Origin of the sequence: Nakamurella multipartita DSM 44233 (assembly GCF_000024365.1) — a bacterium.
GTDB classification, from domain to species: Bacteria; Actinomycetota; Actinomycetes; order Mycobacteriales; family Nakamurellaceae; genus Nakamurella; species Nakamurella multipartita.
Genome location: NC_013235.1, coordinates 2,875,123 through 2,897,549, shown reverse-complemented (window position 1 = coordinate 2,897,549; position 22,427 = coordinate 2,875,123). Strand labels below are relative to the sequence as shown.

The following is a 22,427-nucleotide window of genomic DNA, read 5'->3' as shown; positions in this document are numbered from 1 at the left end:
GGCGGTCTGCCGTCCGGCGCCGGTTCCAGGTCTGGTTCAGGAGGCGAATATCGGTCCGGTCCGTCGGCAGGGCAGCGAGCCCAACGACCCGTTGGGCGGCTCACGGGTCAGTCCGGAGATGAACGAGGCGCTGGCGCGGCTGCAGGGTCGGGGGCGGCCGCTACCGTCAAGCATTGCCGGGCGGATGGGTGGGGCGATGGGCGCCGACCTGAGCGACGTCCGGATCCATACCGGCAGCGAACCTGCCAATCTCGCGAGATCGGTGCAGGCGACGGCGTTCACGCTTGGAAGAGATATCTATTTCGGAGCGGGTAGCTACGCGCCGCACACCACGTCCGGGCGACGGTTGCTGGCCCACGAGCTGGCCCACACCGTTGAGCAGGGTGCTGCCGCATCCGGACCGGGTCCGGTCATCGGCCGCGCTGCCGACCCCGCGGAGAAGCAGGCCGATCGGGTCGCGGACAACGTTCTGCGGGTGCTGCGGCAGCAAACCCATAATCCCGCGGATCCAGGTGGTGCCACGCGCGGTGACGGCAGTTCGACCTCGCCTTTGTCGGCGCTGCGGGAGCCGTCAGCGGGCGACACCGCGCCGGGCCGGGCACCCGGTGAGGCGCCCCGGTCTGGGCTCGTCGGTCGTCAACTGCGACGCATGGTCGGTTTCGAGGCAGAACTGATGGTGCCCAGCCTTGGGCCGAGCGCCAACCAACTCAAGTACACCAAGGATCCGGACGACGTCACCGATTCCATCAAGTCGTTCCTGGACGGCGGCGTTCCCTACGGCACCGACATCGGCGGCAAGACCGCGGACGTCGACGTGCGCCTGGACAGCGATCACGGGGGGTCGATCGATCGCACCCCGATCGTGAGCAAGCTCGCCGAGCTGGGCTGGATCTCCGGCAAGCCCTCCGAACCGAGGACCAAGATCGAATTCGTCACCAAGGCGGTGGACGAACTTGCGCCTGGCTCCAACAAGAGGCTCAGGACCGTCGGACTGGCTTTGAAGGGCCAGCTCACTGACGCCCTGTCCCAAGCCAAGAGCGGGCAGATGAAGCAGCTCGGGGCGCCCGCGAAGGCCGGCTACATGACCGGTGTGCCCGTCGCCGATCTCGAATGGTGGTGGTTGATGGGCAAGGAGTCCAGCGAAATGGACGCCATGGTCCAGGACTATCTGACGAACGGGATTCAGGACGATGTTTACCTGCAGGCGACGGTGGGGGTCGTCCCCTCCTCCTTGATAAAGTTCTTTGCTCAGGCAGCGCTGCCCGGCGGGAAGGTGGAACTCGCCCCGCCCTCACAGGCACGCCAACAGATTCTCGGCCTGGTGCAGGAGGTCACCTCCGATCTGGAGAAGAAGTTCACGGCGGCCCCGGAGGAGCATTGGGTCAAGAAGCTCGACCAGGTGTCGAAGGATGCATTCCTGGGGCTTCTGGGCCTGATCTACAGCTACCTGCTGGGCGACACGTTGCATCAGACTTCCGGGGGAACGCTCTCCACGGTCAAGAATGCCGTTCCCTTCCTCATCAAGATGAGCCCGTACGGCCTGCTTGCCAGTACCGCACCGCACATGCTCAAGGACAGTCCGCCGCCACGGGAATTCGTGCGCAGTATCGGCAGCTTCTTGAAGAAGTCCAACTACCTGCAGGTTGCCTACTGGGTCGAGGAGGCACGAAAGGAAGGGCCGACCGCGGTCGGCGAGGGCAAACTCGGCGCGAAGCTCGAGGCGCGCCCGAGCTCGACGCGCCTGGTCAAGGGCGACTACACCGACTTCGTCGAGCAGGTTCTCCTGGGCTCGGGAGGGGCGATCGAGGTGGTGGTAGGGAAGGCGTTGCCGGCACCCGACAAGCCGCCCACCGACTCCGGGGGCGTCGATGTGTTCTTCGAGCTCTACAACCAGAGCGGGATTCCGCTGGAGTATCGCGCGATCACCAAGCGCTACAAGGTCTCCGAAGTCCTGCCAGCCATCGGTGAGATCATCAGCGACGTCCGGATGGCCGGCATGAGTGGGCTGACCGAGGAGCAAAAGGCCAAGGTCAAGGAGGCGTACGAGAGCGATGTCTGACGAATTGACTTTCAAGCAGCAGTCCGGCGCCGAAGCGGTGCTGGACGGATCGATCCAGTGGGGCGAGGAGGTGGGCATCGACCCGGTACTGGTGCACGCGATCACGGTGCCGTTGGCCGCGCTGCGTCTCGGTGAGCAGACGGCCGACGACGCCCCGCTCCTGCGGCTGAACTCGATCAGATTTGGCGTCGCAAGCTGGCGACAGCTGGGCGGTCAGTCCTTCTCCTTTCCTAACGTCGTCAGGCAGATCGAGGCCGACGGCGAATCGCACCCGGTGTACGACATCTACGGAAGCCTTCGAATGGGCAGCGAGTACCACCAGGTCGTGATGACCAGGATCGCCTTCGGCCCGTACGACGGGTGTTCGGTCGCCGTGAGCATGGAAGGCAGCGTCCGATCGGTTTCGCAGCCCGCACTGTTCAATCAGATCGACTTCGCCTGCGACGCGTCGTTGACGGTCGGGGCCGTCGTCGTGCGGGGCGACCTGGGCTCGGCCACGCCGCCGACCCTCGCCGAGGCGGACGAGCTGACGCAGCGCCTGCTACGACTCGAGGACTACCGGCCGCCACGTAGCCAGAACGGCCGTGCGGTCCTGGAACCTTTGTGCCCGGATTCGGGGCGTCGATGACGCCGTGACTTGGGTCGCCGGCGCGGGGTCGTGCCGTGGATCGATCCCCCGCGATTGACGCGGGCAGTTTTGGTGCGGGCCAGGTAAGTAGCAATCAATTGACGAAGTCCCCTTCCACCGCGCACACGTCGACCCGTTGGAAGCCGGCTTCGTGGAGCATCCGTGCGGTGGTCTGCCGGCCCCATGCTGCGCCGAGTCCGGCGCCCGTCCTGCGCCAACGAAACCGTCATGCAGTGGAGCAATGAGATCCCGTAGAGGAACGCGTACCTTGCAGGTCTCGGTTCTCCTGCGGGTGGCTGGACGCTCGGATATTCACCGTGAGGAACACACCGTCAGGGGCAAGGACCCTGGGGATCGCGCCGAGCACCGCTGCCGGGTCGGCCTGGTCATGGATCACGTCGAAAGCCGTGATGAGGGGTCGACGGACCGGTGCCGGTCAGGTCGGCGACGTCCCACAGTTGGATCTGGAGTTCGCCAGACCGTGGCCGATGCATCGGCGCACGCCGCAGTAAGCGCCTGTTCCGTGATGTCGTAAACGACGAGACTGCTGGCCGGCTGCGGCGCCGCCAGGGACCAACCGGCGGCAGCGGGCGACCAGCGGACCGAACCGGGCAACGATTCGGCCACGAACAGGGCGTGGAAGGACGGGCCGATCGAGTCCGACCGGGTCGTACCGCCGGCGGGTAACCTGCAACTCGCAGGTCGACAGATCTGGCTCGGCCCGGCCTGGTGGTCCGGTTCTGGGTCGAAACCGACGTGATCCACGGCCTGGGCGTCCGGTGGAGGGTCAACCCGCGTCCATCGGGGGGCAGCCACCCCGATTCGTGGGGAAAACCCACTTCGCGCCGCTGAGGCAGCGCGGGATGGTGAACACAGCCAACGCCCCGTCCACCATCCGGAGGTACCAGTGATCGAAACCCGCTGCCTGACAAAACGTTACGGAGGGACTACGGCCGTCGACGACCTGTCATTTCGTGTCGAGCCCGGCCGGGTGACCGGCTTCCTCGGACCAAACGGATCCGGGAAATCGACCACCATGCGCATGATCCTGGGGCTGGACCGGCCGACCGCCGGCGCTGCCCTGGTCAACGGCCAGCCGTACCAGGACCTGAAGTACCCGCTACGCACGGTCGGTGCCTTGCTCGATGCGAAGTGGGTGCACCCCAACCGATCCGCTCGATCCCATCTGCGGTGGCTGGCCGCCTCCGGCCAGATTCCCAAAGCGCGCATCGACGCCGTTCTCGACCAGGTGGGATTGACTGGCGCGGCCGATCGCCGCGCCGGCGCGTTCTCCCTGGGTATGTCCCAGCGACTCGGGATCGCCGCCGCGTTGCTCGGAGATCCGGAGATCCTGCTGTTCGACGAGCCGGTGAACGGCCTCGACCCGGAGGGGATCGTCTGGATCCGGCAGATCATGAAGCAACTGGCCGGCGAGGGTCGGACGATCCTCGTCTCAAGCCACCTGCTGCCGGAAATAGCCCTAACGGCAACAGATCTGATCGTCATCGGGCGAGGCCGGCTGATCAAGGCTGCCTCGACGACCGACTTCGTCGAATCCGCATCGCACTCGACCGTTCGGGTCGGCACCCTGCAGATCGACGAGTTGACCGCCGCCCTCAAACGCGCCGGAGTCCACGTCGAACCCGACGCCGACAGCGATTTCTCGCTGATCGTCACTGGCACCGACATTGCCCGGGTCGGCACGCTCGCCGCCGCAGCCGGAGTCGTGCTCACCGAACTCTCCGTCCAGCGAGCCTCGCTGGAGGACGCCTTCATGCACATCACCGGTCACGACATCGAATACACCGCCGGCGATTCCGTCGATGGTGCGGACAGGATCCCGGCCCTGGCCGGCGCAGGGAGGTGGATGCGATGACTCTCATCGCCGCCGAGCGCATCAAACTGGTGTCAACCCGGTCCCCGTGGTGGTCGGCCGGCGCGGCGATCCTCGCGTCGGTGAGCCTGAGCGCCCTGATCGCGGTGGCCACCGCGAAGGACGGCCAGATCGGCACGGTCGCCTCGACGCAATTCGGGTACGTGCTGGGAATGGCTGTGGTCATGCTGATGGCCACCCTGGCGGTCACCACCGAGTACGCGGTCGGGACGATGCGGACGACGTTCATGGCGGTCCCCCGCCGCAGCCCGGCGTTGATCGCCAAGACAGTCGTCGTCGGCACGCTGGCCGCCGTCATCGGTCTGGTAGCGGCCTTCGGGGCCTGGGCGATCAGCCTGGTGCTGTTGCCCGAGTTCGACCTGTCCTTGTCGGGCCTGGACGACTGGCGGCACGTCACCGGCGTCGGTCTGGTGTACCTGATTGCCGCTGTGATCGCGGTGTCGGTCGGCACTCTGGTCCGGCACACGGCCGGCGCCGTTTCGATCGTGCTCGTCTGGATCCTGATGGCCGAGCAGCTGCTGCAACTGATCCCCGGCGTCGGGGCGGCGGTGGCGCCGTGGTTACCGTTCAATGCGGCCAAGGACTTCATTATCGCGGACGGCTCGTCCGCGACCGGACCCTTCGGCGCCGGTCCCTGGGCCTCCCTCGCGTACTTCGCGCTCGTCGCAACCGGCATGCTCGCCGTCTCATTGGCGGCGGCGCGCCGACGGGACGCGTGAACGGCGGGTAGCGGAGACCTGAGCGACGGTGCCCGGACCACTATGGTCCGGGCACCGTCGCTTCGTCATCGCTGCTTCACCGGAATGATCGCGGTGATCGTCGCCTGGCGGCCGGAACTGTGCACGTGCACCGCACCGTCGAGTGCGGCCACCCGATCCCGGCAGTGCTGCCACGCGGCGGCCGTGGTCGTCGTGTCGGACCAGGCGTTCTCGTTCGCCCCGGCGTCGTCGGCGACGACCGCCGCGACCAGACGGTCGTTCTCCACCCGCAATGTGATCATGCCGGGCCGGTCTGCCGGGGCCATTTCCACACAGAACAGGTAGGCTGCGGCCTCGACCGCCCGGGGGAGGCGTCGATCGGCGGAATCGTCGACTTCCACCCGGGTGTGCGCATGGGTGTGGGCCAACCGGTCAGCCAGTGCCGGCACCAGGCCACGCCGTTCGAGCAGGGCGGGGAACAATCCGCGGCACACGGTGCGCAGTTCGTCCAGCGCGGTCTCGGTCCGGCCGATCAACTGCTCCAGACCCGGCGGTTGGCCCTGACGGGCGTCCGGACCGGTCGTCAACCCACGGGCGACCGCCAGCAGATGCGGAACCACGCTGCGTTGGATCGCCGCCGACAGCCGGGCCCGCGCCTCATCCTAGACTCCCACCAACCGGCGCCGGGAGGACTCGAGTTCCGCGGATTGGGCGCGGCCCTCCTGGACCCTCGCCGCCAGTTCCGTCTCCAGCAGCGCGTTTCGGAAGGCCACGCCGGTCTGCGCGACAACGTCCTCCAGCAGGCGCCGCTCGAAGGTCCGCAACGCTCGGCCAGGTGGCATGATGATCTCGATGTCGCCGACCTGCTCCCGCGAGTCCAGCACGGCCAGCGCCAGCGATGGCCCATCGACCGGCCCCGACCGGGGCGAGGAACCAGTGGCCGACCAGACCGCACGACGTGTCAATGCCGGTTCTCCGCGCCTACCGAGCCGGACCACCACGCCGGCCGCGCCGACGGCCCGGCCGGTCGCCTCCGCGACCCTGGCCGGCAGGACGTCGGGTGATGGACTGTCCGCGAGCCGCCGGCTCAGGGTGGCCAGAGCCTCGTAGGGCACGGCCCGGTCGCCGTAGACCAGCCGATCCGCCAGCCGCAGGACGTGGCTGCGCAGGGGCTGGAACGCGACTGCGACCAGCGCGGTCGCCACCAACGACGGCCAGTAGAGGGTCGATCCGGGCGCGCCGACGGCCATCAGCACGGCGCCGATGGCGACCACGACCACGATGTACCCGACGGTGACGAACACGGCGAGAACGCCCAGGACGATTGCCCGGCTCAGGATCACGTCGAGGTCAGAGAGACGGTAGCGGAAGATGGCCACGCCCACGGTCACCGAGAAATAAATGTAGGCAAGGCATGTCGCCACCGGCAGGATCCACGGCGTCGGCTCCGGGATCAGGTCGCTCAGCGCGAACAGCACGAAGGTCGCCGCGAGCGCCACAGCCCCCGAGGTGATCCAACGCAGTTGCAGGCGCTGTTGACCGGTGGATCGTCGCAGGCGCAGGCCCAGAGCGACAGCCCCGAGCAGGATCGACAGCAGCGTCCCGGCGAAGCCGGCGAAAGCCGCCGGTTGGACGCCGGCGCCCGATTCGAGATCGTTGCCCGGGTCGCCGACCGCGAGGGAGGTCGTGACGACCCCGACCCACCACAGCACCTGCGCGGCGATCGGGACGGCGACGGCGAATCGCCATCGCCGGGACAGCAGCCGCCCGTCCGGCACGATCATGAAGATCGCCGACAGGACGGTGACGGCAATGACGGTCCCGAACACCTGTCCGAGATATCCCGCGATTCGTCCGGCGACCGGGGCGGGTTCCCCGGATATCGCCAGACGACCAGTGCGCCGACCCCGGCGCCGACGATGGCCCCGATGCCGAGCAGCGGGAAGACGTGATCGACCACGACCTCGTACGAGGTCATGGAGTAGCCCGCGGTCGCCAGGATCAGCCCCTGCAGGACGACCATCCCGCAGGTGGCCGCGAACAGCACCCAGCCCACAACCCGCATGTCAGGTCCGGTGGGCGACGATGTCGATCGAAGCGGTGGGGATCCAACTGCGGATGGTGGTTCCGCGGCCGGGCACCGAGGTGATCGACACGGTGCCCCGAACACTTTCGATCCGATCGCGAATGTTCAGCAGCCCGCTGCCCGTCCGCTCGTCGACGTCGAATCCTCGTCCGTCGTCGGCGACGGTCACGTCGATCTCGCCGGCGCCGCCGGGACCGAACCGACCGTCGATCTCGATCCTGACGGCGGCGGCACCCGAATGCTTGCCCGCGTTCTGCACCGCCTCCAGACAGCTGAAGTACACCGCGGCCTCCACATCGGACGGGCAGCGTGGGAGTCGGGACGACACCAACTCCACTGGGATCGGTCCGTCCGTCACTGCGGCGGACAGGGCGGCCACCGGCCCGGCTTGGGTCAGCATCGGCGGGTACAGCCCGCTCGACAGTGCGGTGAGGGTGTCGACGCTCTCCCGTGCGGCCGCCACCTGCTGGCCCAGCAGCCGGGCACCTCGCTCCGGGGAACGCCCGAGCAGCGTCTGGATCAGACGCAGATTGACCAGCAGGGCGATGACCTGCTGCTGGGCACCGTCGTGAATGTTGCGCTCCAGCCGTTGTCGCTCGGCGTCCTGCCGTTCGACCAGGTCCCGCCGGGCCGCCCGCAGCTCCCCGGTGCGCCGCCGCACGGCGACCAGCTCCTGCTCGAGCCCCGCCCGCAGCCCGGCCACCCGGAACATGAGGGCCGATTGCCCCGCCAACCCGGCGAACAGCCGTTCCTCGACCGGAGTCAGTTCCTGCCCGTCGCGCACCACCACGGCCAGCGCTCCCAGCAGTTCGCCGCGCTCGCGGACGGCCACGCTCCGCCGGGATCCCTCGACGACCACGGCCGGAGCGTCCGCTGCTTCAATAGGCCCGACGGCCGGCGCCCCGACCGACGCAGCCTCGAGCGAGGTTGCCGCCAACCCACCCTCGTCAGCATGGTGCGCCGGCCAGATCGCCGCGAGCTCGAGCCGGCCCCGCACGGTCAACCAGACCTGCGCCGCGGCCGCGCCGGTGCCCTCCGCCAACACCCTGGCCATCCGGACGGGCAGTTCCGCCGCGGGATAGGCATCGGTCGCCGTCTGCCGGAACTGGGCGAGCACCTGGTAGGGCGTCATCCGGTCCCGACGAAGCACTCGCGCGAGCCATCGGGAAATATCGGCCCGCATGGGCTCGAATGTGATGGCGACGACGGCCGTCGCCAGGACCGACAACCACAGCTCGGGCGCTCCGGTCTCTCCCACCAGCGCGCCGCCGCCAACCACCACGATGGCGTAGACCACTACAACGTACGCCACCATCGCGACAACAGTCAGTGATCGCAGCATTCCCCAAGCATCCTCCCACCGACCCGTCGGCGTGGGATGGACCTAACGGTGGGGCCGTCGACCCCACTCTCGGGTCTCCACCCGCAGGGCCTGGCCTTGACGCCGATGAGGACGGCACCATGATGGGGCTGGCGAGGGCAGGCATCACGCCGCGTTCCCGGCCTGGTTGCGCATCTCGATCTCCCGCTGGATCGGGGTGGCGGTGGTGAATCGGGTGGGGTGTTGCTGCCGGGCCGCGGCCAGCGCCTGGAGGCGGCGCTGCTGGACGTCGTCGGCGTGCCCGTAGTGCACGTCTGCGGGCGTGTGGAGCCCGACGCCCAGGTGCCGATGATGATGATGATGAAGAATCGACGAAATCGGACATGAACGTTCGCGCGGCTGCAGACTGGTGAACCGCTCGGGGAACACCGGTGCGTACTTCAGGGTCGTGAACCAGGCCTCGGAGCATGGGTTGTCGACACGTGCGGCCGGGAATGCGATCTGGTCACTTCCAGGTCGGCGAACAGGTCGGCGACGGTGTTGCTGGTCATTGAGGTGCCGCGGTCGGCGCAGGGCCGCGACCGTGCTGGCATGGATCGGGACTTGCCGATGCTTGCCGTGCTTGCTCTTGCGGATGGTCGGCAGACCGCAGACCCCGTCCGCGGGGTCGCTACCGGAGTCGTCGCCGAGGCCGGTGTCGTCCAGGCGGCACGCTTCGCCGACGCGCAGTTCGCTCACCGCGAGCAGGCCGATCAGGGTATGCCAAATCCGGGCCCGCAACGCCGGCTGCAAGGTGCTGGTCGCCTCCAGCAGCGCGGTGATCTGTGTGTCGGTGAACAGGTGCGGGGTGACCCTCCGGTAGTGGTGCGGCAACCGGGCCAAGGACATGATCATCCGCGGCGGCTACAACGTGTACCCGCTACCTGAACAGGACGGAGGCCACCGCCGCGGTGCTGCAGGACGGTTGGTTCCGCACCGGCGACGGAGAACGGCGGGAGTCGTCGGCGCCGGACTCCAGACCCTCGATGACGCCCTCGGTGTCGGTTCTCGCGCTGTCGATGATGATCGGCAGATCACCGCAGGACCGCGGGATTCGGCATACCGTCAGGTTGTCGACCCCGGGCAGCATCAGGTCCAGCAGCACGACGTCGACGACCAAATGATCGAGCCGATCGAGCGCCTGATCGCCTGAATCGGCCTCGACCACCTCGAAACCGATGTCGGCCAGAGCGAGGCCGAGGGCCTGCCGGATCCGTTGGTCGTCCTCCACGAGCAGGACGCGCGTGCGTATCACCTCGCGGAAGTCGCTCAGCCGGACCGCTCGCCGAGGCAGTAGGTCAGCTCCGCGGCGCTTGAGTACCGACCGTCCGACAGGCCCAGCAGCTCCTCCAGGACGACGTTGGTGGCTCGGGCGGCCACGGCGGCCGTCAACAACTCGCGCGTGGTCGCCGAACCGAACGAGAACGCCGCCGCGGTGGCCTCGGCCACCGCCGAAGCCGTGGCGGCCGTCACGACGCCCGCCGGCGCATCGGGAGACGCCGGTCGGCCGGGCCCACCGAATCGGCCCCGACCGCCTCGACCAACCGTTGGCGGGCGGCATGGAAGACGAACTCCGGCAACGCTTCGCCGGGTACCTCGTCGACCAGGTCGCGGTAGGCCTGATTCACGACGGTCGGCACGATGTCCGGCGGCAGCAACTGGGCGAACTCACCGGCGAGGCGTTGGGCGACCTCATGCAGCCTGGCGGTCTGACGAACCGCATCCGCCCGGCGGCCCGGTTCGGCTGCACCTCGGTGACTGCGACCTCCGACCACGACCGGCGCCATGAAACCCTCTCGCTGTGTCGACACCACATCCGACTTTACTGTCTCTTGAAGCGGGCCGACCTGACGAGTACCTGACGATCGCGCCGCTCAGGTGTCGGGCGCTCACGCCGGCACCGCCCTGGACGGCGTTGAAAGGTACGTGCTGGCCACGCTGCGATGGGCGCTGAGCACCCAACCACTGATCGAACGGTCCCAGGCGATCGGCGTGCCGGCCGGGTACACCCGCGCGCAGCACGCGCACGCGTCGCTCCGCGACGCCGGCACGGACCCGTTCACCGCTGGGTCCCGACACGGGCCACAGGAAGCCGGTTATCGAGAACTATCCGGTCACAGCGGTTCATCAGCGACATCGCGCACTCCTTGCTTCCGGTCATGTGAATACCGTGGCACCATCGCCAACAAATGAACCTGACGGCTTCCTGACTTTCCTGATGCCGGGAGCCTGATGCCGGGAGAACGGCTCGACCTGGCGCATTCAAGTCCCGGGACACCTTACAATCAGCTGACGATCCACGTCCTCATTTGCGCGAAGATGCTGCTTTCTGGTCGCTCGCCTGCGGTCGGTTCCCGAAGGTCGCCGGGCCGCCTGCCCCGACCTGTTCAGGTACCGGAGAGAACTCCGTTTCCGCTGATCAGTGACCTCAGCCCGAGCTCTTGACGGGAGCGTCCGGGACGGGCGGCCCAGCCCGGTCGCCGAATGAACCGGCCGCCGGTTCGGCCGTCAGGGACCGCAGTTCGCACCTTCCCGCGCATTTGATCGATCGATGAAGGCTGTGCATCAATGGCGATGAGATCGTCGATGTCGGGGAGGCTCGAATGCTTTCTCGAGGCGCTCACGGATAGGAGACAGCCGCGTCGGTCACCCTCGCCAACGCTGCCGCCGTGCACGAGCATCACGCATCCGGTTCCGGCCGCGGCATCACTCTCACCACGCACCACATCGGACACCTCGCTCCGGGTGACCTCTTCCGGCCGGACCCGCGCGGCTCCACCCGCACGGTGACCGAAATTCACCGGAGGCGCAATCGGGTCTCGCTGACGGACCAGACGGGGACGGAGTTCACCTACCCGGCCGAGAGCATCCTCCCGACGGCGGTGGCCGATCCGCTGGTCCCCGTCCGTCCACCGGCTAAAAGGGGGGTCGCTGCTTGCGAAACGAGTTCTTGCGGATGATCTTTCCCTCCCGGACCGTGAGGAAGTCGCACCCGTTCACCTCGACCCGACGGCCGTCGGCCAGGGTCCCGGTCAGCGTCCACTCGGACACGCCGTCGTCCGGGCCGATGACACGGTGCCGGCCGCCACCCCACTGGGCGTCCGGCATCGAGGTCAGCACCTCAAGGAAACCCTGCCGGACGGCCGCGACGCCCGCGTAGCGAGTGCCGCAGACCTCAGGGCCGCCGGACGCCTCGAACACGCAGTCGTCGGCGAACAGGCTCATCAACGCGTCGATGTCGTGGCGATTCCAGGCGTCGGTGTGTCGGGCGAGCAGATCGAGCAGGTCGTCGTCGTGCGCCATTCCTTGGATTCTCCACCTTCGGGCGGCACCCGGCACGGGCGACGTGGCCAGACCGGAGGTCACGGCTCGATCAGACCGGCCCGGATCGCGTATCGGGTGAGGTCAACGCGGTCACGTAGATCCAGCTTCTCCAGGATGTTCGCGCGGTGCCGATCCACGGTCCTGGGGCTGATGCTCAGGCAATCGGCGATCTCCTGCGCGGAGTGGCCCTCGGCGATGAGTTTGACGACGTCGGCCTCCCTGGGTGTGAGAGGGCCGCGGCCGGGCCGCTCTCCCCGTGCCAGCCGGTCGAGATAGGTGCGCATCAGGGAGGTGAGGGCGGCGGGGTAGATGAACGACTCTCCGCGGAGGGCGGCCCGGCAGGCCTCCACGATGTCCTGATCTGCCTGTCGTTTCAGGACATAGCCGGCGGCCCCGGCCGAGATGGCTTCGAAGAAGTACTCCTCGCGGTCGTACATGGACAGCATGAGGATCGGCAGGTCCGGTGCGCGGCGATTGATCTCCCGCGCCGCCTGCAGTCCCGTCATCCGCGGCATCGCCACATCCAGGATCGCAAGGTCGATGTCGCCGCCGGCGAGTTCGACCGCCTGGATGCCGTCGACCGCTTCGGCCACGACCCGCAGATCGGAATGCCGGCTCAGCACGGCTTTCAGGCCCTCACGCACCACGGAGTGGTCGTCCGCGACCAGGATGAGCGCGGGGAAGCGGGTCACGACCGGCCGTCCGATCCAGGTAGGTCGAGCGTCAGTGTCACCTGCACACCGTGGGTCGGCAACGACCGGACCGCGATGCGCGCGCCGATGAGCAGCGCACGCTCGCGCATTCCCCGAATCCCCGCTCCTTCCTCGGTCCCGTCGGCCAGACCCGTTCCGTCATCGACGATGTCGAGGGCCACCCGACGTCCGCGGGCGGACAGCGACACGCTGATGGTCGACGCGTGGGCGTGCCGGACGGCGTTCGTGAGCGCCTCCTGGGCGACCCGGTAGAAGGCCAGCTCGACCTCGGAAGGGAGCGAGGGTGTTCGGGCCGGCAGGTGCAGCACGAAGCGGGCCGTGGCGTGCGCGCGGAGGGTGTCGCACAGGGCCTCCAACGCGCGTCGTAGGCCCAGGTCGTCCAGGATGCCGGGGCGCAACTGCCAGGCCAGCGCGCCGACTTCGTCGAGCGTCGCCCGCACTTCACTCTGGATCTGATGGAGTTGCGGCCGGGCCTGCTCCGGAAGACCGTCGCGGAGCCCGCGCAGTTGAAGCAGGATGCCGGTCAGTCGTTGACCGATCTCGTCGTGGAGTTCCTGCCCGATCCGGCGTCGCTCGCCTTCCAGCGACGACACGGACCGGCGGGTGCTGGTTCGACGTTCGGTCTCCAGACGATCAAGCATCGTGTTGTAGCCGGCGATCAATGCCCGGGTCTCCAGGCCGCCTCGGACGGGCAACGGTTCACCGGTCCGCAGCAGGTCCAGGTTCTCCATGCGGCGGACGAGTCCGGCCAGGCCATGGAAGCTCAGCCGCAGCAGGGCGGCGTTCGCGATCGCGATCACGATCACGCCGACACCGAGGAACACTCCCTGTTCCGCGGCGACCGGGAAGGAGACCGTGATCGGTGACAACACCAGCAGCAACGCCGCCGCCAGCATGATGGCCGTATTCACCGCCACCACCTGCAGGTACAACGACCACCCGCGAGATGCGGGCCGCCGTCGGCGGCCGTCGCGCACCGGCGACAGATCTTGACGTGTCAGGGTCATCGTCTCCTCCGTCCCGGCATCCGTCGTCCTCGGTGGTGCCCGCCGGACGACGGACGGACCGGTCAGGACCGGTCAGGACCGGCACGGCCAATGCCGGTCTGGCAAGCATGCACGACCCGCCACACCGCGCAATGATGTCCGACACCCATCTTCAGCCGATCGGGTTCACGCCTCCGCGCCGGGCGCGGCCGGAATTGGGTATGGACACCCATTGGTCGCCGCCGTGCTATGGACAAGACTCGAGGGCGAAGCTGATCGCCGGCGAGCACCATGGCCGCTGACAGAGCACGTTTCCGACCGGAGGGTCGAATGCGGCCGCGCAGCCGGTGGTTGTCCCCAAGCGGATGAGTCCGCACCGGAGGTAGACCATGCCCGGTGGCAGAAGCCGCGAAGCGGCCCCGTCGCGAGAGGTTGATGGCAGCGCGAGCGATCGCACACCCCTGTCCCCCGCCCCGGAGGCCGGGGTGGCGGAGCGCATGCGCGCCGCAGTTCGGGACCGGTACGGGCCGGTGTCCGCAGTGGCGGTTCAGGAGGTCCCGGTCCCGGCGCCGGCAGCGGGCGAGGTCCTGATCGAGGTGTGCAGCGCGGGACTGGACCGCGGCGTCTGGCATGTGGTGACGGGCCTGCCCTACCTGATGCGGCTGACGGGGTTCGGGCTGCGTCGTCCCCGGCAGCCGGTGCTCGGAAGCGATGTGGCCGGCCGGGTGGTGGCGTCGGGACCGGACGTCGACCGGCCACGGGTGGGCGATGCGGTGGTCGGGATCGGGTCCGGGACCTTCGCCCGGTACACCGTCGCCCGCGCCGACCGCCTCGTGCCCAAGCCCACCCGACTGTCCTTCGGGCAGGCGGCAGCCGCCCCGACGTCAGGCCTGGCGGCGATGCAGGCCGTCCATGAGGTCGGCCGGGTCGAGGCGGGTCAGCACGTGCTCGTGCTGGGGGCGTCCGGTGGTGTCGGCAGCCTCGCGGTCCAGCTGGCCGCGCTCGCCGGCGCCCGGGTGACCGGCGTGGCCGGCCGGGCGAAGCTGGACCTGGTGCGTTCCCTGGGTGCGGATCGGGTCATCGACTACGCGCAGGACGATCCCTGCGACGGATCGATCCGCTACGACCTGATCCTGGACATCGGCGGACGCCGCCGGCTGGGCACGCTGCGCACGGCTTTGACCCGCGACGGAACCCTGGTCATCGTCGGAGGCGAGAACGGTGGCCGGTGGACCGGCGGGGTGGGCCGCCAGTTGCGCGCCGTCCTCCGTTCGACGGTGTCCCGGCAACGGCTGACCGCCTTCGTCTCATCTCCCACGCCGCAACGCCTGGAACGGCTTCGCCTGGCCCTCGAGCAGGGTTTGACGCCTGTCGTCACCGAGACCTACTCGCTCAAGGAGGTGCCCCGGGCGCTGCGGGATCTCGAAGCCGGACGAATCCGGGGCAAGAGCGTCATCGAGGTCCGGTCGACACGCGAACAGGGCCCGGACTGACGGCGACGGAGGCAGCGAGCATGAGCAGCAGGCCGATTCCCCGGCCGGACATCTCGGCGCGCGGCGCCGCCCGCCTCGCGGGCATCTGCTACGCGGCGATCTTCGTCCTGGCCATCTACGCCAATTTCGCGGTGCGCATGCGGCTGGTCGACCCGTCCGACGCCGCCGCCACGACGCAGAACCTGGCCCAGTCCGACGGGCAGGTGCGGCTCGCTGTCGCCGCCTTCACCATCGTCTTCCTGTTGGACATCGCCATCGCCTGGGCCCTGTACGTCGTGTTCCGTCCCTACGGCCCGCGACGTGCGCTGCTCGCTGCCTGGTTCCGCCTCGGGTACACGATCCTGCTGGGAGCGGCCTGCGTGTTCCTGTTCCTCGCCCTCCGCCTGGCGACGTCTTCCACGTTCGCCGACGGGTTCGGTCCGGATGCCGATGCCGCCGCGGTAATGCTGACCATCGAGGCGTTCGACTACCTGTGGCTCATCGGCCTGGCCGCGTTCGGGATCCATCTCGTTCTCATCGGACGGATCATCGTCACCGCGCGTCCGGCTCCGGTGCTCCTGGGATGGATCCTGATCGTTTCCGGCGGCGCCTACCTGGTTGACACCTTCGCCCACGTGTTGCTGGCCGACTACTCGACCTTCGCCCCGATGTTCCTGGTCATGGTGGCGCTCCCGTCGATCTGCGGCGAGCTCTGGTTCACCCTCTGGTTGATGATCCGGGCCGGACGCGGCGGGAACGCTCGACCGGCGGCGAACCGGCCCGGGTCGCCGCACCGTGATCGCCGCCGACCGAACCTGAGCCAGGAGGACGTGAGGACATGACGACCCAGGGCGCCACCGGCGCACCCGTCGACATCGATGCGGGCCGGGCCGCCCCCGGCCGGGAGCTCACAGGAGGAATCGCGGCGCACGTGGTCGCCGGCACCTACGTCATCGGTTTCCTGGCGATGCTGGCGTACCTGCAGCCGCGCGGATTCACCGACCCGCTGACCGAGCCGGGCGCCTCGCTGGACTTCCTGGCCGCTCAGCCCGCCGCCATGTACGTGTGGTACTCGGTCCTCTACCTCGTCGGCGGCGCCGCGTTGCCGGTCGTCGTGCTCGCCCTCCGGCGGCGCCTGCGGGCGGCGGATCCGGTCGTCGTCGGCGTCGGCACGGTCTTCGGCCTCATCTGGGCCGGTCTGTTGCTCGGCGCGGGCATGCTCGCCCTCGTCGGCCAGCAGGCGGTCCTGGCCTTCGCCGACGTCGACCGCGGGGCGGCCGTCGTTTCCTGGCATGCCATTTCCACTGTCCAGGATGCGCTCGGCGGCGGCATCGAACTCGTCGGGGCGCTATGGCTGCTGGCCGTCTGCCTCGCCGCGCTGCGCATCCGTGCCATACCGGTCGGGTTGGCCGGACTCGGCCTGGCCCTCGGGCTCGCCGGTCTGGCGACGCTGGTTCCGGCCGCGGCGCAGATCTCGGCGTCCGTCTTCGGTCTCGGCCTGATCGTGTGGTTCACCTGGATCGCGCTCACCCTGCTGGCGCACAGCCGCAATACCCGCCAAGGAGGAATCGATGAATGACATGTTCTGGATCTTTCTCAGTGTGGCCGTCTTCATGGGCGTTCTGCTGCTTATCGTCCTGATCGCGACCCAGCACCGCAGCACGATGCGGAAGTTGGAGATCGAGGCCTTGAAGATCGAGCAGGCGACGGCGTCGGGAAGCGACCAACACCTTCCCAAGTAGCCCGAAGGGGGTGGCGCCGTGGACCACGTCGACGTGGGTGGCCGGCGCATTGCCTTCCGACGCGCCGGCACCGGCCCACCCGTCCTGCTGGTGCACGGAGCGATGGCCGACAGCCGCGACTGGCACCACCAGCTCGAGGCTTTCGCGCCCACTTTCACCACGATCGCTTGGGACGCGCCCGGGTGCGGCGGGTCAGCCGATCTGCCCGCGGGCCACGATCTGGATCAGCTGGTGGAAGATCTCGACGGATTTCGCCGAGCGCTGCGCATCACCGGCGCACATGTGATCGGCCACTCGCTGGGCAGCATCCTGTCCATCGCTTTCCAAGCTCGTCATCCGGACGCCGTCCGCTCGCTCGTCCTCGCGTCGGCCTATGCCGGATGGGCGGGATCACTTCCACCGTCGGAGGTCGATCGTCGCGTCACCCTGGCCCTTGCGGACCTGGATCGTCCGGCGGCCGACGCGGCCCGGGACATGGTCGCCACCCTGCTGCCGGCGGACGCCCCGGCGGCCCTCGTCGACGAACAGGTCGCGATGGTCAGCCAGGCCCGGCCGGCCACCACTCGCGCCATGGTCGAGCGCTTCGCCCGGGTCGACCTGCGCCCGGCGCTGCCCGGAATCACCGCGCCCACCCTGCTGCTCTACGGCCGTGACGACGTACGGGCTCCTCCCTGGGTCGCGGACGCCCTGCACGCAGCCATTCCCGGATCCCGGCTGGTGCTGCTGCCCGGCGTCGGCCACAGCGGGCATGTCCAGGCACCCGATCAGTGGAATCGCGTGGTGCTGGAGTTCCTCGACGGTCAGTCCTGAGGGGCGTGGTCGATCCGGCAGAAATCGGCGACTCCGGCCGGCACCGTGACGCCGGGCCGGCGCCGATCCGTGCCGCTCCCGGCCGTCCCATCGAGCAAGCGCCGACAGATGTGTTCCGCGGCGCCCGACGGGGAACCGGGATCGGCATCACGCTGCCGCTGGTCGACGAGTATATGCACGACGACCTGCTCGGCTGGCTGACGCCGTACCTGCTCGGCGGCGGCGGGGACGCGGCCCGAAACGTGCTGGCCACCATCGCCGGCTCCCTGATCACCGTAACACCGTCGACGTTCTCGCTGATGGTGGTCACCTTGCAGCTGGCCAGCAGCCAGTTCTCGCCCCGCCTGCAGCCCGCCTTCAGCAGCGACAGGTTCGTCCAGTCGACGCTGGCCCCGTTCCTCGGCACGTTCACGTTCTCGGTGACCGTGTTTCGACGGTCCGCACCGGTTCTGATGCCGAGGCGGTCTTCGACCCGCAGGTCTCGGTGACCACGGCCTTCGTGTTGACTTTGCCAGTGTGATCGCCCTGGTCCTGTTCCTGGCCCGAAATCGATGTCCCACAGGTAGAAGTAGAAGCAGGTGACCCGCCGGCCGGCCTTGTGGAACGTGTACCAGGGCACCCCGGAAGAATTGGGTCGCTCGGCGGCGGCGAACACCTTCTGGAACTCCTGCGCGTACCCGATCGCGGCCACCCCGGATCGACCCGTCGCGGCCTGCGCATCCAGGTGACGTTGCATCACGTCGATCTTGCGGTCGTCCCGACCGAACCGCACGATCGGGATCGAGTGGGTCTCGGCGAACTGCCTGACGTCTCGCCGGAACCGGGTGCCGATCTTCATCAGGATCGCCGTTGACGGAATCGAGTACCCCAAGTGCTGCTTCATGCACGTCACCACCTGGCCGCCCACCTGCAGGTTCGGCAGGTACCCATTCAGGTAGATCCGATCCAGGCACTCCAGGTCCAGCACCACGTGACTATCAAGAAGGTCGTTCACCGTGACCGACGCAGCCATACCCGCCACCCTGGCCGCACCCCGACTACGCTGACCAGCCTCGCACCTCGGCGGTCAGAGGCGAAGCCTCACTGGACGGCATGTTGTGAAACTCTTCGAGTGAGGGGGTCGTCGGACGGGCCTCACCACACATGCTCGTGGGCTACCGGGCAGGGGCTGTTTCACCGGGTGGCCCATTGATGGAACGTGTTGATCTTTTTGCTCGTGTCTTGGTCGTAGGCGCGACCGGGCGGTGCGTGGCGTGTGCCGCGCGCTGTGGATGGCGGAGTTCCGTAGCGCGTGGTGAAAAGTCGGTGGAAATGACTCGGGTTCTCAAATCCCCATCTGGTCGCGATCTGGTGGACCGTGCGGGTTGACTCGTACGGTTCGAGCAGCTCGTCGAGGCAACGGTCCAGCCGCGCGTCGCGGATGTAGGCGGCGACACCGCCATGCGGTGCGAAGATCCGGAAAAGCGTCGACCGCGAGCAGTGGAACGTGCGGGCGAGCATGCGCGCGTCGAGGTCCAGATCATCCAGGTGCGCGATGACGAAGTCGCTCATCGCCACTGCTAGAGCGGTGTCGGAAGGCGCGAAGTCGCCGTCGGTGAGCACCGATTGGGTGGCGTCGATGATTTCCTGCGCCAGAGTCGTTGCGTCTTCCGCGGAAGCGTTCGGAAGTCTGTTCCAGACGGATATGACCGTGCTGCGCAGCACCCGCCCGCGGGGCGAGTCCCTGTGCAGTCGCGCGCACGGCGATCGCCCCAGGGAAGCACGGAGGCGACGACGAGGGATGACCGCCCAGACCGAATCGATGTCGGTGCAGGCCGCGTAGAAGGATCGAGCGAGGTCGATGATGCCGACGTGCTGCGAGTCCAGGGTCATCTCGGTGCGGTCGAAGCTGAGGTCGACACGCCCTCGGCGGTAGACGAGGACTGCGAGCGCGTCCTCGCTGCCGCAGCGGATATGGCGGATGCTGCGCCGCATGCTCTGCGGTGCGTGCGCGATCCGGCTGATGACCACGTCACCCACGAGATAGTCCGTCGCTTGGGCAGAGAAGTCGGCTGGGCTCCCCGAGGGGAGCGTGTCGAACACCGGCGCGGTCGTGTCGTGGAACAGCTCGAACTGTTCCTCCGCGGACGTCGGCTGCGCATCGAACACGATGACCGGTAGCCCTGCTCCGCTCGCCCCGCGCATGGTCACAGTCTGCGACCGACGAGTCGAAGCCTCAAGGGAAAGTTGGGACTGACGTGCAACGGCCGTCTGACCGGTGCCCCCTATCGTCGGTTGCACATGGGATGGCACGGGCGCGCGTCGAAGGAGATCTGATGCAGACCATGACCTTGGCCGATGGCCGCGAACTCTCCTACGACTCGTACGGTGATCCTGACGGGGAACCGGTGATCTTCTGCCACGGACTCTCGGACTCGCGATTGATCCGAAACCCGGACGCTGTGCTCAACGACTCCCTCGGGGTACGCGTCTTCGTCGCCGACCAGCCGGGGGTGGGCGGGTCCACACCCCAGCGGGGCCGGACCATGGCCGACTGGGGCCCCGACATGGAGCAACTCGCCGACCACGTCGGGCTAGATCGCTTCGCGGTCGCCGGGCACTCCGGCGGAGGCCCGCACGCTCTCGCGATCGCCGCCCACCTGCCGGATCGCGTTGTGGGGGGCGTTCTCGCGTCCCCCGTGGGCCCGTTCGATGAGGACGGATTCGCGAAGATGCTCGTGATGCGCGACCTCAAGCTGATCGTGAAGCTGCGTCACCTGCATCACGTCCTCCGCTGGGCGTACCGGTCCGACGTCAGGAAAGCGAAGCAGGACATCGGGACCTTCGTCGAGTCGATGGCCGAGGACGACCCGTCAGATGCCCAGACCTTTCTTTCGGATCCTGCCCAGCGGGAGATGTTCGAAGCGAACTTCACCGCGGGAATGGTTCAGGACGAGGAAGGGCTGTACGAGATGACGATGGCGCTGTGGCACTGGGGCTTCGAACTCGAGGACGTGCTGCAGCCGTTCGACGTCTTCTACGGCGACGCCGACCAGATCATCTCACCGCAGATGCCGATACACGTCGCCGAACGACTTCCACGTGCGACCCTCCACGTCTGGCGGGGCGCAGGCCACTACGGCTTTGTCGACCGCGACCGGTGGGCTCAGTTCTGGGCGCCGCTGGCAGCGGGCGACCGAATGGCCGACCAAGACTTGCCCAATGGGCACGCCGACAAGCGTTGACGACGCAAAAGGAGATCAGCAGATGAGATCACGCATACGTGTTGCGGCGCTCACCCTCGCGACCGTGATGGCGATGGCGCTGCCGGTGAGCGCCAGTGACGCAGCTCAGGAACCGAACGGGAACAACGGCGGGAAGGACATCGTCTCGACGACGGAGAACTACGTGACCGCCTTCTATCCGATCTGGTTCACGCACTTCCAGACGCAGGTGCTGCCGGTGCCCGCCAACGAGTTCATCGGGCCCGAAAAGATCTCGCCCGTGTACCAAGCGGTCGTCGCGATCAACGACGACACCCTTTACGCGAGCACCCCGATCGACGTGCGGGGCCACGAGGTCGTGGTCGATGTGCCCGCCACTTCGGCCGGCTACTCGGTGCTCCTGCTCGACGCCTGGGGCAACGTGCATCCGGTGGGCATTCCGTCGAAAGGCGCGAACGTGCCCACCCCCGACACCACCTACTCGCTGATCGGGCCCGGCTACACCGGCCCCATCACCGGCGAGGTCACAGTGCCGCTGCCGATGGACCAGATGATCCTCATCTTCCGTGTCGACAAGTACAGCGGGGGCATGAACATGACCACCGAGGCGACGACGTTCCGTCACGATCTGGCGATCGACGGGGTCGGGACTGCAGTGAAACCTGTCGCCGAGTTCGGCGCACCCGTGAAGACGCTCGCCGACCTGCTCATCCGCACCGCTCCGATCGATTTCCTGACGCAGCTGCAGACCGCCGTCGCGAGTGACTGGACACCCGCGCTCACGCAACAGGAGGCGAAGCTCTCGGACGACTTCGACGCGCTGTTCGGTGACGGCATGGGGCTGACAGCTTCGGAGCGGCAGCAGTTCGCCGATGGCGCCAAGTCCGCCCACGACGCGATCATCAACAACTACCTCGACAACCGGGGCGCAACCAATTGGACCCACTTCACGAACATCGGCCTGTGGAAGAAGAAGGTGCTCGACCGGGCGTCGATCACGGAGTTCTGCCAGTACTGCAACACGAAGGAAACCGCGGCCTACTACCACGCGTTCTACGACGGCAGCGGCGCCGCGCTGACCGGGTCACGCCCCGACGGCTACGTGCTCACCTTCCCTCCCGGCGCGACCCCCGAAGCGTCCCGCTTCTGGTCGCTCACCGCGTACACCCCTGATGCGATCCAGCCAATCCCCAACCCGATCGACAAGTACCTCGTCGCCAGCTACACCGAGGGGCTGCAGACCAACGCGGATGGTTCGATCTCGATCTATATCTCACGGACCCAGCCCGACGGCGTCGCGACGGCGAACTGGTTGCCGGTCGGCGATCGCGAGTTCAACCTGATGCTCCGCGTCTACGGCGTCGTTCCCAAGAGCAACATCGCGAAGGACAAGTACATCCCACCCGCCATCATGCCCCGGTGACGACCGAGCCGAGAGATGATTCCCGTGAA

At 68.0% G+C, this 22,427-nt stretch carries 24 protein-coding genes and 1 pseudogene; 13 read left to right on the top strand and 12 right to left on the bottom strand.

Annotation, left to right across the window (positions count from 1 at the left end; genetic code table 11):
- The first annotated feature begins 118 nt into the window (after positions 1-118).
- The 4 genes from NAMU_RS13125 (at position 119) to NAMU_RS13110 (ending at position 5,300) form a co-directional block, all read left to right on the top strand.
- Positions 119-2,059 carry an eCIS core domain-containing protein gene (locus NAMU_RS13125; protein ID WP_086008583.1) on the top strand — a complete coding sequence of 647 codons (1,941 nt, stop codon included), beginning with the start codon at positions 119-121 and terminating at the stop codon, positions 2,057-2,059.
- The gene (locus NAMU_RS13120; RefSeq protein WP_015747877.1) at positions 2,052-2,687 is read left to right on the top strand and encodes a hypothetical protein; all 636 of its coding nucleotides are present in this window, start codon (positions 2,052-2,054) and stop codon (positions 2,685-2,687) included. Before NAMU_RS13125 ends, NAMU_RS13120 begins: the two co-directional genes overlap by 8 nt.
- 907 nt (positions 2,688-3,594) lie before the next feature.
- Positions 3,595-4,563: an ABC transporter ATP-binding protein gene (locus NAMU_RS13115; RefSeq protein WP_015747876.1), complete on the top strand. Its 969-nt coding sequence runs from the start codon at positions 3,595-3,597 to the stop codon at positions 4,561-4,563.
- Positions 4,560-5,300, top strand: coding sequence for an ABC transporter permease (locus tag NAMU_RS13110; protein WP_015747875.1), 741 nt, complete (start codon positions 4,560-4,562; stop codon positions 5,298-5,300). Before NAMU_RS13115 ends, NAMU_RS13110 begins: the two co-directional genes overlap by 4 nt.
- A 65-nt stretch (positions 5,301-5,365) precedes the next feature.
- Here NAMU_RS13110 and NAMU_RS13105 read toward each other — a convergent pair whose 3' ends face one another.
- The 11 genes and pseudogenes from NAMU_RS13105 to NAMU_RS13055 form a co-directional block, all read right to left on the bottom strand.
- Complete coding sequence (locus NAMU_RS13105; RefSeq protein WP_015747874.1) at positions 5,366-5,899, bottom strand: sensor histidine kinase; 534 nt, start codon at positions 5,897-5,899, stop codon at positions 5,366-5,368.
- 42 nt (positions 5,900-5,941) lie between these two features.
- On the bottom strand, positions 5,942-7,108 hold the full coding sequence (locus NAMU_RS13100; protein WP_015747873.1) for a hypothetical protein: 1,167 nt from the start codon (positions 7,106-7,108) through the stop codon (positions 5,942-5,944).
- Positions 7,060-7,344, bottom strand: a complete 285-nt coding sequence (locus tag NAMU_RS13095) for a hypothetical protein (RefSeq protein ID WP_015747872.1) — start codon at positions 7,342-7,344, stop codon at positions 7,060-7,062. Before NAMU_RS13095 ends, NAMU_RS13100 begins: the two co-directional genes overlap by 49 nt.
- A 1-nt stretch (position 7,345) precedes the next feature.
- Positions 7,346-8,707 carry an ATP-binding protein gene (locus NAMU_RS13090; protein WP_015747871.1) on the bottom strand — a complete coding sequence of 454 codons (1,362 nt, stop codon included), beginning with the start codon at positions 8,705-8,707 and terminating at the stop codon, positions 7,346-7,348.
- Positions 8,708-8,905: 198 nt separating this feature from the next.
- Positions 8,906-9,255, bottom strand: a pseudogene (locus NAMU_RS31805) (IS3-like element ISAar46 family transposase); the annotation flags it as partial.
- 350 nt (positions 9,256-9,605) lie between these two features.
- Positions 9,606-9,980 (bottom strand): response regulator, encoded by a 375-nt coding sequence (locus NAMU_RS31020; RefSeq protein ID WP_015747869.1) that lies wholly within the window; start codon positions 9,978-9,980, stop codon positions 9,606-9,608.
- 14 nt (positions 9,981-9,994) lie between these two features.
- On the bottom strand, positions 9,995-10,198 hold the full coding sequence (locus NAMU_RS31015) for a DUF2795 domain-containing protein (protein ID WP_015747868.1): 204 nt from the start codon (positions 10,196-10,198) through the stop codon (positions 9,995-9,997).
- Positions 10,195-10,536, bottom strand: a complete 342-nt coding sequence (locus NAMU_RS29940) for a three-helix bundle dimerization domain-containing protein (protein ID WP_169312453.1) — start codon at positions 10,534-10,536, stop codon at positions 10,195-10,197. Before NAMU_RS29940 ends, NAMU_RS31015 begins: the two co-directional genes overlap by 4 nt.
- A 1,105-nt stretch (positions 10,537-11,641) precedes the next feature.
- Positions 11,642-12,028: a nuclear transport factor 2 family protein gene (locus NAMU_RS13065; protein WP_015747866.1), complete on the bottom strand. Its 387-nt coding sequence runs from the start codon at positions 12,026-12,028 to the stop codon at positions 11,642-11,644.
- Positions 12,029-12,087: 59 nt separating this feature from the next.
- Entirely contained in the window at positions 12,088-12,741 is a 654-nt protein-coding gene (locus NAMU_RS13060) for a response regulator (protein ID WP_015747865.1), read from the bottom strand.
- Positions 12,738-13,769, bottom strand: a complete 1,032-nt coding sequence (locus NAMU_RS13055; protein ID WP_015747864.1) for a sensor histidine kinase — start codon at positions 13,767-13,769, stop codon at positions 12,738-12,740. Before NAMU_RS13055 ends, NAMU_RS13060 begins: the two co-directional genes overlap by 4 nt.
- A gap of 476 nt (positions 13,770-14,245) precedes the next feature.
- Between NAMU_RS13055 and NAMU_RS31430 the strand changes: the two genes are divergently transcribed.
- From NAMU_RS31430 to NAMU_RS29930, 7 genes are all read left to right on the top strand, one after another.
- On the top strand, positions 14,246-15,241 hold the full coding sequence (locus tag NAMU_RS31430; RefSeq protein ID WP_041370616.1) for an NAD(P)-dependent alcohol dehydrogenase: 996 nt from the start codon (positions 14,246-14,248) through the stop codon (positions 15,239-15,241).
- A gap of 20 nt (positions 15,242-15,261) precedes the next feature.
- Entirely contained in the window at positions 15,262-16,062 is an 801-nt protein-coding gene (locus NAMU_RS13045; protein ID WP_015747862.1) for a DUF4386 domain-containing protein, read from the top strand.
- 89 nt (positions 16,063-16,151) lie between these two features.
- Entirely contained in the window at positions 16,152-16,799 is a 648-nt protein-coding gene (locus NAMU_RS13040) for a DUF4386 domain-containing protein (protein WP_138180153.1), read from the top strand.
- Positions 16,792-16,962, top strand: coding sequence for a hypothetical protein (locus NAMU_RS29935; protein ID WP_015747860.1), 171 nt, complete (start codon positions 16,792-16,794; stop codon positions 16,960-16,962). Before NAMU_RS13040 ends, NAMU_RS29935 begins: the two co-directional genes overlap by 8 nt.
- 18 nt (positions 16,963-16,980) lie before the next feature.
- Positions 16,981-17,772, top strand: coding sequence for an alpha/beta fold hydrolase (locus NAMU_RS13035; protein WP_015747859.1), 792 nt, complete (start codon positions 16,981-16,983; stop codon positions 17,770-17,772).
- A gap of 5 nt (positions 17,773-17,777) precedes the next feature.
- On the top strand, positions 17,778-18,260 hold the full coding sequence (locus NAMU_RS13030) for a DUF2254 family protein (protein ID WP_041368857.1): 483 nt from the start codon (positions 17,778-17,780) through the stop codon (positions 18,258-18,260).
- A 90-nt stretch (positions 18,261-18,350) separates the two neighbouring features.
- The gene (locus NAMU_RS29930) at positions 18,351-18,500 is read left to right on the top strand and encodes a hypothetical protein (RefSeq protein WP_169312493.1); all 150 of its coding nucleotides are present in this window, start codon (positions 18,351-18,353) and stop codon (positions 18,498-18,500) included.
- A 445-nt stretch (positions 18,501-18,945) separates the two neighbouring features.
- On the opposite strand, the gene NAMU_RS13025 is transcribed toward NAMU_RS29930, so the two are convergent.
- Positions 18,946-19,956: a helix-turn-helix transcriptional regulator gene (locus tag NAMU_RS13025; protein ID WP_015747857.1), complete on the bottom strand. Its 1,011-nt coding sequence runs from the start codon at positions 19,954-19,956 to the stop codon at positions 18,946-18,948.
- 131 nt (positions 19,957-20,087) lie between these two features.
- On the opposite strand from NAMU_RS13025, the gene NAMU_RS13020 reads away from it, so the two are divergent.
- Together NAMU_RS13020 and NAMU_RS13015 are read left to right on the top strand one after the other, a co-directional pair.
- On the top strand, positions 20,088-20,996 hold the full coding sequence (locus NAMU_RS13020; RefSeq protein WP_015747856.1) for an alpha/beta fold hydrolase: 909 nt from the start codon (positions 20,088-20,090) through the stop codon (positions 20,994-20,996).
- 73 nt (positions 20,997-21,069) lie between these two features.
- On the top strand, positions 21,070-22,398 hold the full coding sequence (locus NAMU_RS13015) for a DUF1214 domain-containing protein (protein ID WP_083786026.1): 1,329 nt from the start codon (positions 21,070-21,072) through the stop codon (positions 22,396-22,398).
- The last annotated feature ends 29 nt before the right edge of the window (positions 22,399-22,427 follow it).